The following is a 13,179-nucleotide window of genomic DNA, read 5'->3' as shown; positions in this document are numbered from 1 at the left end:
AATGTAGTGTATTGGAAACAAAAACAGTCATAGTTCAATTTCACTAGAAATCAAACTATGACTGTTTTGATTCTTTTTAAACTAACTTAATGACATTGGTCCTCTGACAGTTATTTTCTAAAGAACAAATTTAAAATTAAAGTAAGTAAAACGCTTAGAACAAAAGTTGTCATCAGTGGCGAATAAAATGTAAAGTTTCCCTTTTTAAAATATATATCTCCAGGCAATTTACCTAATCCAAACCTAGACCCCAATGACACAATAATTCCTAACACAGTCAAGATGATTCCTAAGAAAATCATGATTTTCCCTGGATTATTCATTTTTCTCACTCCGTCTCACTTACATTTTTTATACCCATATGCTCATACGCTAGCTTCGTTACGATCCTTCCCTTGGGTGTTCTCTGCAAAAATCCGAGCTGCAATAGAAAAGGTTCATATACATCTTCAATCGTGTTTCTTTCTTCTCCTGTTGATGCTGACAGGGTATCTAGCCCTACGGGTCCACCGCCAAACTTTTCGATGATTGTAATGAGTATATTGCGATCTACCATGTCAAGTCCTAAATGATCCACTTCTAACATATCCAATGCCTTTGTTGCTAAGTCAATAGTTATCTTCCCATTTCCCTTTACCTGAGCATAATCCCGTACCCTCTTTAATAGTCTATTTGCTATACGTGGTGTACCTCTAGCTCTTTTTCCTATTTCTTCAGCTGCTTTCTTTTCAATTTCTATACCCAAAATAGCTGCTGACCTATATACAATTTCAAACAAATCCCTATTATCATATAACTCTAACCTACAAATAACACCAAATCGGTCACGGAGAGGCGCAGTTAATAAACCCGCCCGTGTAGTCGCCCCTATGAGGGTAAATTTGGATAGATCTAGTCGGATAGACCGAGCACTAGGACCTTTGCCAATAATAATGTCTAAAGCATAATCCTCCATGGCTGGATAGAGAATCTCCTCGACTGTTCTATTCAGCCTATGTATTTCATCAATAAAAAGCACATCATTTTCTGCTAGATTGGTTAATATGGCAGCTAAATCTCCTGGTCTTTCAATGGCAGGACCTGAGGTTATACGAATATTTACGCCCATCTCATTGGCAATGATATTTGAAAGGGTAGTTTTCCCTAATCCAGGAGGGCCATATAAGAGCACATGATCCAAGGATTCATTTCTTAGTTTTGCTGCATCAATGAATATCTCTAGCTTTTCTTTTACTTTGCTTTGCCCAATATATTCTTTTAGACTTCTCGGTCTAAGTGTATTCTCAATATCAAAATCCTCTTGTTTTATAGAACTTGTTATGATTCTATTATCCTCTAAATGGTTAAACAATGTGATCCCTCTTTTCTACGGCTTGGCTAAAACCTTTAAAGCCCTTCTAATCATATCTTCAACACCACTGCTTCCATATTCTACTTCTTGAACAGCTGATACGGCTTCGCTCTTAGTATATCCCAAAGCCATTAGTGCGTTGGTCACTTCATCATTTCCATCACCTAAAACCAACTTTGTTGGAATCAATGTGGGTTCTATAACTGCTACCTTATGATCAATTTTGTCCTTTAATTCGAGTATGATTCTTTGGGCAGTTTTTTTCCCAACCCCTTGGGCTTTTGTTAAACCAGTTATATCTTCAGATATAATCATACCTGCTAAATTTCCTATGGAGATAGAGGATAATATGCCTAATGCTACTTTTGCGCCTACTCCAGTAACTGTAGTTAGGAGCTGAAACATTTTCAGTTCTTCCCTTGAGTAGAATCCATAAATACTGATATCATCCTCACGCACAACCTGTTGGGTATATACTGTAACTTTATCTTGTCTGCCTTTTACTGTAGTAATGGTCCCTAATGATGTAAAGATTTTATATCCTATATCGTTGTTGTCAACAACAATATAGTCCTCTCCAAAGGAATTTATCATTCCCCTTATATATTCAAACACTTTCATTCCTCCAATTATTTCATTTTAAATAATCCTTCAAAAACTCCGGAATGGGCATGACAAATTGCTACAGCCAATGCATCCGCAACATCGTCAGGTTTAGGTACTGACTTTAGGTTTAGCAGTGTTTTTGTCATTATTTGAATTTGTTTTTTGTCAGCTCTGCCGTAACCAACTACACCTTGTTTTACTTGCAAAGGTGTGTATTCAAAAATAGGAATATCTTTATTAGCAGCGGCTAATATAGCTACCCCTCTGGCATGCCCTACCAATAGCGCTGTTTTTGCATTTTTATTAAAGAACAGTTCCTCTATAGCCATTACAGAAGGGTTATGCTTCGCAATTATATCTTCTAGTCCTTCATAAATCTTCTTAAGTCGTATCGGTATGATTTCCTTTGCATCAGTAGTGACAGCACCGTAATCAATTGTCTTGAACTGATTTCCTTTGTATTCAATAACTCCAAACCCCATAATTGCAATTCCTGGATCTATGCCTAGTATAACCATTGTAACATCTCCCTATTATTTATACAAACATATATTCGATGTGAAACCCTATATTCCTTCTTGATTTTCTCATAATTAACCTAGACACTAGAAAAAAAGAGTGTATTTCTAATGAATACACTCTAACTGCTATAATCCTCTAATATTTGATTTACATTTTCTAGATTTTTAACTGGAATACCATCTTTTAATTTCTTTTGATCAATCTCTCCAAGTCCAAATATAGGAATCTCTGTTTGATCAATCAATATGGAATTACCTGTCTCGTCTATTTGAAATATAGCAATAAACCCATTTTTTTCTTTAACAATATAATGATTAGGGGATAAGGTCTCTCTAACACGATATAATTCAATAAAATCTTTGCTTATTCCCCTTATACTCCATCCAGTATAATTACTCGCAACATATTCTTGTAAGTTCTTTAATGGTTCTCCAATCAAAACTATAGGTACCTTTTCTTCTTTGGTTAAGGTATCCCTAGATTTTTCGTAATAAGTCTTAAAAACAAGCTTCGTATCTTCTGTAACTAAATTATCATTTACAGTCTCCTCAACATTCAAGTCTGGATCTTCTTCTAGATTCGGTGTAGTTTCTAATGGATTCTCGATGTTGTTCTGATTTTGACTTTCCTCCGTGCTATTCTTTGGAGTTTCTGCAATCGTGCCTTTATTAGGGTTAGGCTTGATTGGGGGTTCATTATCATTCGTTATGTATCCATAGATAAACCCTAATAAGAGCAGACTAAAGCATGCTGCAATAAACTTTCCTCTGTGCTTTTTTCTTCTATACATAAAATCCCTCCTAGTCTATCTAACTGACCATTATTACCATTTTCAGAGGAATTATACCTAAGATAGTTCTGTTCTTTTTCCATCGCTTATCGACACAAATCGATTCAATTATTTCTTTATTGACATATTTTTCCCTTCATGCTATAATTCATCTATAATGTTTTTCACTATTTTTTTGAGACCGATTGGTCTTTTTTTTTGTCTATTTTTATATTATTAAGCGTCCTTCATAATTTCTATAAAATAAAAAAAGAGGCATAACCTCTTTTCACTCGATTGGCGGGAGTACGTGGGAATCGAACCCACCTAAGAAGCTACTAACCCCTCAAACTGGTTTTGAAGACCAGAGGGCACACCAGCACCCATCTACTCCCAAATTAAATTTATCAACGAATTTGATTATATATTATATTATGTGTTATTGCAAGGGTCTATTTAATATTTAGATTATTTTAAAATAAGTGCTTCATCTCTTTCGAATATTTGATCAAAGCTATAATGACCAAATGCTAATTTGTCCTCACCATTTATTAAGAACTTTACTTTTTTGATTTGTGGCCGTTCTGTTAACGAATTTACAATGGAGTAAATTGTCATCGTCTCACCTGTGCTGCCACCCCAATGATCTTTAATAAAGCTTTCAGAAAAGTTCACGATGGCAATATCACTATCAACAGTGATATTTATCAGCCGTGTGTTTACCGGTATTGTTTTATGTATACCTGTTCCTTCTGGACCCTTAATTAATTCCTTTATAATCCTTTCTTCTATCGTTTCATCTGAGGGTACTTTTACAGTCCTTCTTTCTCTTATCAATTGATCTGCATTGGACCCTGCGAAATAGAGAGATAGTTCCTCCATTTGTTCTTTATCGTCTATTGAGATTTTGCCCACCATGTTATCCTTCATAACATATGGTGGAGTATATTCCTTTCCCTCAATCATTATTTTTACATTTTGTATCTCAGCAAATTGAGTTAAGGTGCTAGTTACTGTCATAATTGCAATCATTTGCTGAATTTCACCATTAACATCATTAAATTCCTTCGAAAAATTTACGATTGCCACATCATTATATTTTTCCACGCCAAGCACTACGGTCTTTGGATGAATATTCATCTTTAACTTTTTATCTTTAGGACCCTTAATTAATTCCTCCATAGCTACCATATACTTATTGTCGTCACTATTAATTTTAAGCTTTCTATTTTCAGTAACAATTTTTTCATTATTACGATCAGCATAGAATACTTTTAAATCCATCACTTCTACACTAATTTGTTTGTCGGCACATCCACTGATCACAAGCATGATTAGTGAGATAATTGTTATTATTCTTTTCATGAGATCCTACCTTTCTTATATTGGCATAACAATTTTCCATTCTCCATTTTCATAAATCATTTGCCAGCTTTCCATAAACTCGTTTTCTAGATTTCCAATTGCTGTAGGTTTTTTCTCATATGTGATAAGTAATATCACTTTATTGCTATATTTTTGGGTTTGATATCTCGCTATCTCATAATCTCTTAATTCTCTTATATAAGTACCCATATTCAACTTAAACTTTAAGAAGTCTACTTTGTCCGTACTTGTTTTTGATAGCATTTTATATGCATTATCATAACTACCCGTTCTAAGGTAATCCAAAAAAACATTAAATGTGTCAAAAGGTGTAATAACTTCTTTTCTAAACAACTCTTCATTTCTGTAGAATGGCTCTTTTAAAGAATAGTATTTTTCGATAGCACCTACTCGATCACCTTCGATCAAGAATTGTACGGCTTGTACGCGTTCTATTTCTGTGAGGGAGTTAACCACAGACCAAATAGTGATTGCTTCATTCATCAGATCCCATCTATAGGAGTTAAGGAAGCTTTTTGATAGATTGACATAACAAATGTTGTCTATAGTCTTTATGGAAAGTAGTTTAGTTTCTATAGGTATCGATGCCTTAAGTGTCTTATTTCGTGGTCCTTTGATAAGTTCTTCGATGATAAGCTTTTCTTCTTGTAGTTCATCACTTATGATGACTCTTTCCTCACTAATCAGGCGGTTATTGTCAGGGCTTCCGAAATATAATTTCAATCTATATTTTGTTTGATCTGGTACAGGTGGAATCGGAGGTTGATTTTGGCCTATATCATTATCCTTGCTATAATTATAAATACCCACACCCATAATCATCATAACGAATAATAATAATAACAGCCGATATAATGTTTTCAAGGTCAATACACCCCCTCTCTATTAGCTTAACACAGCAGTATCTTTGGGCAAACGGATATAAAAAGCTGTTCCTTTATTCAGTTCGCTTACTACTTCAATCCTTCCTTGATGCAGACTAATAATTTGGTGAGAAATGGCTAGCCCCAATCCTGTCCCCCCCGTATTTCTCGCCCGGGCTTTATCAACTCTGTAAAATCTTTCAAAAATATAAGGTAAGCTTTCTGTTGGTATGCCAATTCCATTATCTTCAATCTTAATCACTATATCTTCATACTCCAAATATAAAGACACTTCAATTTTTCCACCATTTGGTGTATATTTAATGGCATTATGAATAATATTTGTTAAAGCTTGCTGAATTTTTATCTGATCCAATTTTGTATGAACTTTTTCTTTTTCATAAAATGCCATGTCAATCTTTTTATTATCTGCTAAAGGTTTTAATGAATGTATTAGATTTTCAATAAGGTAATTTATATATGTAACCTGATAATCTAGAATAAGCTTTCCCTTATCAATATCTACCAACGACAACAGGTTTTCAATTATCTTATTCAGTCTGTCAACCTCTGAATCGATATCGGCAAGAAATTCCCTGTACGTTTCTACTCGAACATGATCTTGGTGTAACAAAGATTCTGACAACAGTTTGATGGCGCTTAAGGGCGTCCTTAGCTCATGGGATACATTGGCTACGAAATCTTTTCTCTGCTGCTCTACCTGGGCAATGCGGGTAATCATTAAGTTAAAGGAGCTTCCTAGGTTGCTCAATTCATCATTTCCTCTTACTTCTACCCTTTCTTCTAGATTCCCTTGATGTACTTTTATAATACTATTTGTAAGTTCTTCAATAGGTCTAGAAATGAGCTTTGCAAATATAAAACTTATAAATCCTGTGATTAATAAGCTTATAAAAGATAAGTATAGAAAGCTTCTCATTGTTTCTTTAATACTTTGGTAGATTTCTTCTAAAGAAGCAGATATAAAGACAGCTCCAATCACCTGGGCATTTGAGATAATAGGAACTGATACATACATAGTCCGTCCATATTTTTCTAAATTGTGTTGCTTGGAAACGGATTTACCGCTTAATGACTCTTCTAATTCATGATGTTTTATAATAGAACCCCTTAGGACGTCATATGAGTCACTTACAACAATACCCTTAGTATTTATGACCAATACACGACTCTTAAGCTCTTTGCTCATTTCTTTTGTAATGTCTTCAATATCAATATTTTCTACGATTTCTTCATTAATCACATTTATTACTCTACCTGCTATAATATTACCCTGTGTAAATAAATGAACTTTTTTTTGATTAATATAACTTAGTCGTATCGCCTCACTTATAAAAGAATTAATCAATAACAAAGTAAGAATTCCTAATAGCAAATAGGTGGAAACTAATTTCCACCTAATACTAATAAACTTTTTACTTGGTCCTAAAATAATAACCAACTCCCCATTTTGTAAGAATAAACTCTGGTTGGCTGGAATTTTTTTCAATTTTTTCCCTTAGTCTTCTTACATGTACATCCACAGTCCTCAAATCACCAAAATATTCATAACCCCAAATAATTTCAAGCAATTCTTCTCTACTATATACTTTACCTGGGTTGGTCGCTAGTAAAAGCAGCAAATCAAATTCTTTCGCAGTAAGATTAATTTCCATGTCCCCTAAATTTACTTTTCGACCAAGGGTATTAATCGTAAAGCCGCTGATTTTTATCACATTACTAGGAGAGACATTGTCATTTATATGCACTCTTCTAAGTATAGCTTTAATTCTTGCTTTTAGTTCGAGGATGTTAAAAGGTTTTGTTAAGTAATCATCTGCACCATACTCTAACCCCAAAATCTTACTCGTATCTTCTCCCTTGGCTGTTAATATAATGATGGGTACCATTGATTTCTCCCTTAATCGTTTACATACCTCCAAACCATCAATGCCAGGAAGCATCAAATCAAGAATGATTAAATCATAAGCATTGTGTAGTGCCATGGCAAGAGCATCAGTTCCATCTTCAGCAGTATCTATCTCATAAGACTCTTGCTCTAGGCTGTATTTTAAGCCTTTAAGCAATATAGGTTCATCATCAACCACTAGTAATTTATGCGTCACATAATCACCTCTCTGTATTATTTGCAATCGAACTGTATATTTATAGGCTAAAAAGTCCTACACTTTTTAAGCATATCTTTTCCTTGGACCTCCAAAAGTATGTAATCAATTACTAACAACAAAGTGTAGGGTATTTTTCCATTACATTAATCAACAATTTTTGCTATTTTTATCATAATTCTTTTTTTGTATGAATGCAAGAAAAAAGCTACCGTTTTTTGGTAGCTAGTATAGGACTCTTTTGTCCCCAACTCTCTTTGTAACCTTGATTTGGTCAAAATGTTCCAGCAGAGGTAACGCATATTTTCTTGTTGTATTTAGAGAGTCTCTAAATTCTGATAGGGTGATTTCTTTGTGTTGATAAACAAATTCTTTCAAAATTTCTACTGCCCGATGATAATGGTCTCTATGAAACACAATATCATCATCAATCTTTATCAAAATATTCATATCCATAAGCGCATGAAAGACCATTCTATTTTGTTTTTCATTCTTATTGCCTTTTATATATTCATCTGGTGCTGGCGGGTTAAACTCAGCTTTTAAGTATATCCTTTCAATTTCATTTTTAATCTTTTCCTGCTCTTCTGTAAAATCTATTTCAAAATTATAGATCGATACTATATTTCCTTTGTTCTTCAAAATTTGACTTTTTTCATAATACTCTAAAAGATGATCATATAGCTTCCCCTTTGTCTGTGGAAAGATTTTATTTCTCAATTCTTCTTTTAACATGCCGGCTTTTAGGGGATTTTTTTTATGGTAATCATTTAATATCTTTATTATTTCCTCTTCAACAGCATCTAGATACCTTTGATGCGTTATATGATTAGAGAATCTTACTACGCTGCCCTCAACTATCAGGTTTTTAATCATTTCATCTATCATGCTTTCTGACATACCCGTCAGGGTTGCATAGTAACTTATACTTTCAAATCTATTTGCATATTGCTTGATGATTTTATCAATAATATCTTCTGGACTTCCTTCCTCTTTAACCTTTAAATCCTCCAGGGTGTCCTCTTTAAAACGTTTATGCTTCTTAGGCGTAGGTTCTAAGATAATTCCGCCTCCAATAGTTTCCATTGGGGAATAAAATCTTAAAACAAAGTGGTCACCTCGCTTTGCCACTGTATATTCCTCAAGCCTTAATTGTGCATAGCATGAATCTCCTGGTTCAAGCTCTTCACGGTCCAGCAACACAACCCTACAAAATATTTCACTGGTTCCATGGTGAAACCTAAGCCTCTCCCGATTTTTCAGTACTCTGCTTGTGTCTTTTAGTAGGTTCAATTTGATATCAAGCATCGTTGTTGCTTTCATCGAATTTTTTTCTGCTAAAACGTTGCCCCGGAGTATTTCTTCAACTTTTACGCCAGCCAAATTCACAGCAACTCTTTGCCCAGCAAATGATTCATTTACAGTTTTTCCATGAACTTGAATAGAACGTACTTTTGCTTGAATATCATCAGGGTATATAGAAATAACTGATTCCGCTGACAAAGTACCTTCTATCTGGGTCCCTGTAACAACGGTTCCGAAACCTGTCAGCGTAAATACTCTATCAACGGGTAATCTAAATGGCGTTCGAACATCTTTCTCTTCTGTTTCCTCTGTAAGTTCATCTATTAGTTGAGCCAATTCCTTTATTCCAACACCTTGAGATGATGAAACCGAAATCATAGGGGCTGAAGCTAAAAATGTTCCTTTTGTTTTTTGTCGTACTTCTTCTTTCACCAAATCTAACCATTCTTCATCAACTTTGTCAATTTTGGTCAATACGATAATTCCTCTTTTTACTTCTAAGATTGAGAGTATATTTAAATGTTCCTGGGTCTGAGGCATGAATCCTTCGTCTGCGGCTATCACAAGTAGTACGATATCTATACCGCCTACTCCAGCCAACATATTTTTGATAAATCGCTCATGACCTGGAACATCAATAATTCCAGCTCTTCTTCCGCTGGGAAGGTCGAAGTGGGCAAACCCTAATTCAATGGTAATACCTCTTTTCTTTTCCTCTTTCAATCGATCTGTATCTGTTCCTGTAAGCGCTTTTATGAGCGTCGTTTTCCCATGGTCAATATGACCTGAAGTTCCTATTACAATGTTTTTCAATGTGATTCCCCCTTTTTGACTCCCATTACAGTTCTCAGTGCATCTAAAATGAGGGTGTACTCATTATCCTTTATCGTTCTTACATCCAACATCAGTTGTTCATCTTGAATTCTTGTAATAATAGGCGTTTGGTACTCTCTTAATCTTTTTTCAAGCTCATTAACAGATATGTCATTCGGATAGATTCCTATCACCCATGTAGGCAGTTCAACTAAAGGCATTGAGCCTCCCCCTATTTGCGAATAATCCTGAGTTAGTGAGATATTGCACGGAAGTTCAATGGACATTAAAAGTTTATTAAAGTCCTTAGCTTTTCTTTCAATATCTTCAATTTTCCTGGTCATCATATCTAAAGTCGGTATTTTCCTTATGGCTTCCTGTTCATCAAAATAGATCTTAAGGGTAGCTTCTAATGCAGCCAATGTCATTTTATCTACACGGAAAGCCCTCGTGAGAGGATTCTTTTTCATAAGATCTATATATTTCTTTTTACCAATAATAATACCCGCCTGAGGCCCCCCCAAAAGCTTATCCCCACTAAAGGTAATGATGTCTGCCCCTGCATCAACACTTTCTTGTACAGTAGGTTCTTTTACAAGGCCATATTTAGAAAAATCTATGAAAGTGCCACTGCCAATATCTTCGATTACAGGGATACTGTGTTTTCTACCTAATCCAACGAGTTCTTTTAGCGTAACCTCTTCTGTAAATCCCAATATTTTATAATTGCTTGTATGGACCTTTAAAAGAGCTCCTGTGTCCTCTGTAATTGCTCGCTCATAATCAAATAAATGGGTTTTATTGGTGCTGCCAACCTCTCTAAGGAATGCACCACTCTGCTCCATTACTTCTGGTACTCTAAAGGACCCTCCAATTTCGACAAGCTGCCCTCTTGAAACAATTACTTCCTTGTTTTTTGCCATTGTACTCAAAACCAGTAGGACAGCAGCCGCATTATTGTTTACCACAAGTGCACTCTCTGCCCCTGTTAATTTCGTAATCACTTCTTCAATATGAACATATCTTGAACCTCTCTTCCCTGTCTTTACATCAATTTCAAGGGTAGAATAGTTGCAAGCTACGCTCCAGACAGCTTCTCTGATTTCTTCACTTAGTACCGCTCGTCCTAAATTTGTATGTAATATAACACCCGTAGTATTCACAACTTTTCTTAAGCTCATCTTATTTTTTTCATAAGCATCGTGAATAATCTTTTCTAATAAAGATGGATATGGAAGTTGGTATTGATCTATATTCACCTCAGAAAGCTGAGAAATTTCCTTGCGAATGTCTTCAATATTTTTACGAATGACATCCAAAACAACTACTCTAGGAATCGCCATCATTAATTCTTGAATTTGCTTTTCATTTAAAATATCATCAATTTTAGGTATTTGTGCGAATAAACTCTTTTTATCAGGCATAAACGTCACCTCACGTAAGATTTCTTTATGATACCCATTTTTGTCAGTAATCACATAAAATTATACCATAATATTGGGATTCAATGACCTAATTTAATTATATTCATTCCAATCTCTCTAAACAGATAAAAGAACACTTCGATCGAAGTGTCCCTTTCAACAAATGAGTTCATTCATCGTTAGCTGACATATATTGAAGAATTGCTCTTTTCAATCACTTCACCTATCATTGCAAACTCAACTGTTAAGTGCTGCTGGTAGTAGTCTAGCAAAGAATCTACTTGATCTTGAGGAACAGAAATCAAGAGCCCTCCAGAAGTTTGAGGATCGAATAATATATCCTGAATATGTTGAGGGACGCCATCATCAAGATGTATATATTCTGCAATATACTTTCTATTTGCATAAGCACCTGCAGGTACTAAACCCATTTTTCCATATGCAATGGTATTTTCCATAATGGGTACAGACCTATAATCTATCTTCAAACTCACATTACTCGCTTTCGCCATTTCATAGGCATGACCTAAAAGTCCAAAGCCTGTAATGTCTGTACAAGCGGTTGCGCCATATTTTTTCATTCCCTCTGCCGCTATATTATTCAGTACAGCCATAACGTTCATCACATGTTCGACTTGGGAGGCTGACAACAAATCTGCTTTAAGTGCAGTATTCAGTATTCCCATACCGAGAGGTTTGGTTAATATCAGCTTATGTCCTGGCTTTGCCATGGCATTGCTAATCACCTTGTCTGGATGAACAATCCCTGTAACAGATAATCCATATTTAGGTTCATTATCTTCAACTGTATGGCCGCCTACCAATAGGGCACCCGCTTCTTGAATTTTATCAGCTCCGCCTTTTAAAATCGCTGTAAGTATTTCCTGAGATAAACAATTTGGAAAACAAACGATATTCATAGCCAGCAATGGTTGACCTCCCATGGCGTAAACATCACTCAATGAGTTGGCAGCTGCAATTTGCCCATACATGTATGGATCATCCACGATAGGCGTAAAGAAATCCAACGTCTGTATAAGGGCAGTTTCATCATTTAATTTATATACAGCAGCATCATCTGAAGTTTCCAATCCTACCAATAGCTTGCTGTCATTAATCTTAGGTAAATGACACAGAACCTGTGCCAGGGTCCCAGGGCCCATTTTCGCAGCTCAGCCAGAGCTACTAGTCATTTCAGTAAGTCTTTTTTGCTCATTACTAGACATGCTCATATCACCTCCCTCATAGTTTAACATAGATGATCTGTAGTAGCAATTTTCACTTTTATCGAACGGTAATTTGGTCTTTCATTCCTTCAAACTTTTTTTCCCCAATACCTGATACTTTCATAATATCTTTTATATCCTTAAATTCACCTTTTTCTAGTCGATATTGAATAATTCTAGACGCTAATGCCTCTCCAATCCCATTTAGTTTCTCTAATTCTACAGCCGTGGCCTGATTAATATTTATTTTTCCTAAGTTTGTTACGCCTTGTCCCACAGCATTATTACTATCTTGAATTTCAATATTTTCTCCTATCTTCGGGACATATATTTGTTCTTCATCTTTCAATAATCTTGCTAAATTTATTTTCCTGCGATCTGCTGACTCAAGTAGTCCGCCAGCTGCTTCAATGGCATCTATAACCCTTGTTCCATCATCTAAAATGACCAAACCAGGTTTTATTACTTCACCTATTACATCAATAGCTATCTTTCTTTCCTTAATATCATTTTGTTCTATCATAATCTCAGGAGCTTCCTCAGATTCTTGCGTTAACGCTTCATTCTCCATTGTTATTTGTGGTTTATTTAGGGAGCTTATAAAATAGCTTCCTGCAAAATAAGTGATAATTAGCATTATAAATAGTACCAATATTATTTTTTCACGCTTTGTGAACACCATCATATCATCTCCCCATATTGTTTTAACGTAAAATTTCTACATTAATTTTATATATCCTTTTTTTTACATATTAGGATTAATTTTAATTTCCTTAAATTTTTCTATT

13 protein-coding genes and 1 tRNA gene are annotated in these 13,179 nt (G+C 35.0%); all 14 read right to left on the bottom strand.

Annotated elements, in window-relative coordinates; translation table 11 throughout:
- Positions 1-110: 110 nt before the first annotated feature.
- Positions 111-323: a DUF2905 domain-containing protein gene (locus K0R93_RS09880; RefSeq protein ID WP_300300654.1), complete on the bottom strand. Its 213-nt coding sequence runs from the start codon at positions 321-323 to the stop codon at positions 111-113.
- Between the two features lie 5 nt (positions 324-328).
- The gene (gene ruvB / locus K0R93_RS09875) at positions 329-1,351 is read right to left on the bottom strand and encodes a Holliday junction branch migration DNA helicase RuvB (RefSeq protein ID WP_300300651.1); all 1,023 of its coding nucleotides are present in this window, start codon (positions 1,349-1,351) and stop codon (positions 329-331) included.
- 15 nt (positions 1,352-1,366) lie between these two features.
- Entirely contained in the window at positions 1,367-1,966 is a 600-nt protein-coding gene (gene ruvA, locus K0R93_RS09870) for a Holliday junction branch migration protein RuvA (protein ID WP_300300648.1), read from the bottom strand.
- 14 nt (positions 1,967-1,980) lie between these two features.
- Complete coding sequence (gene ruvC / locus K0R93_RS09865) at positions 1,981-2,475, bottom strand: crossover junction endodeoxyribonuclease RuvC (RefSeq protein WP_300300645.1); 495 nt, start codon at positions 2,473-2,475, stop codon at positions 1,981-1,983.
- 122 nt (positions 2,476-2,597) lie between these two features.
- Positions 2,598-3,269, bottom strand: coding sequence for a BofC C-terminal domain-containing protein (locus K0R93_RS09860; protein ID WP_300300641.1), 672 nt, complete (start codon positions 3,267-3,269; stop codon positions 2,598-2,600).
- A gap of 277 nt (positions 3,270-3,546) precedes the next feature.
- Positions 3,547-3,643, bottom strand: a tRNA-Sec gene (locus K0R93_RS09855).
- Positions 3,644-3,716: 73 nt separating this feature from the next.
- The gene (locus K0R93_RS09850) at positions 3,717-4,613 is read right to left on the bottom strand and encodes a GerMN domain-containing protein (RefSeq protein ID WP_300300638.1); all 897 of its coding nucleotides are present in this window, start codon (positions 4,611-4,613) and stop codon (positions 3,717-3,719) included.
- A 15-nt stretch (positions 4,614-4,628) separates the two neighbouring features.
- Positions 4,629-5,498, bottom strand: coding sequence for a GerMN domain-containing protein (locus K0R93_RS09845; RefSeq protein WP_300300635.1), 870 nt, complete (start codon positions 5,496-5,498; stop codon positions 4,629-4,631).
- A gap of 21 nt (positions 5,499-5,519) precedes the next feature.
- Positions 5,520-7,007, bottom strand: a complete 1,488-nt coding sequence (locus K0R93_RS09840; RefSeq protein WP_300300632.1) for a sensor histidine kinase — start codon at positions 7,005-7,007, stop codon at positions 5,520-5,522.
- Positions 6,934-7,623: a response regulator transcription factor gene (locus K0R93_RS09835; protein ID WP_300300629.1), complete on the bottom strand. Its 690-nt coding sequence runs from the start codon at positions 7,621-7,623 to the stop codon at positions 6,934-6,936. The genes K0R93_RS09840 and K0R93_RS09835 overlap by 74 nt, the downstream gene beginning before the upstream one ends.
- A gap of 225 nt (positions 7,624-7,848) precedes the next feature.
- Positions 7,849-9,741 (bottom strand): selenocysteine-specific translation elongation factor, encoded by a 1,893-nt coding sequence (selB, locus tag K0R93_RS09830; RefSeq protein ID WP_300300626.1) that lies wholly within the window; start codon positions 9,739-9,741, stop codon positions 7,849-7,851.
- Positions 9,738-11,165, bottom strand: coding sequence for an L-seryl-tRNA(Sec) selenium transferase (selA, locus tag K0R93_RS09825; protein WP_300300623.1), 1,428 nt, complete (start codon positions 11,163-11,165; stop codon positions 9,738-9,740). The genes selB and selA overlap by 4 nt, the downstream gene beginning before the upstream one ends.
- Positions 11,166-11,344: 179 nt before the next feature.
- Positions 11,345-12,391 (bottom strand): selenide, water dikinase SelD, encoded by a 1,047-nt coding sequence (selD, locus tag K0R93_RS09820; protein WP_300300620.1) that lies wholly within the window; start codon positions 12,389-12,391, stop codon positions 11,345-11,347.
- Between the two features lie 58 nt (positions 12,392-12,449).
- The gene (locus tag K0R93_RS09815; RefSeq protein ID WP_300300617.1) at positions 12,450-13,073 is read right to left on the bottom strand and encodes a helix-hairpin-helix domain-containing protein; all 624 of its coding nucleotides are present in this window, start codon (positions 13,071-13,073) and stop codon (positions 12,450-12,452) included.
- Between the last annotated feature and the right edge of the window lie 106 nt (positions 13,074-13,179).

The organism is Anaerosolibacter sp. (assembly GCF_029240175.1).
In the GTDB taxonomy this organism is placed as follows: Bacteria; Bacillota; Clostridia; order Peptostreptococcales; family Thermotaleaceae; genus Anaerosolibacter.
This window is presented reverse-complemented; position numbering and strand designations above follow the sequence as displayed.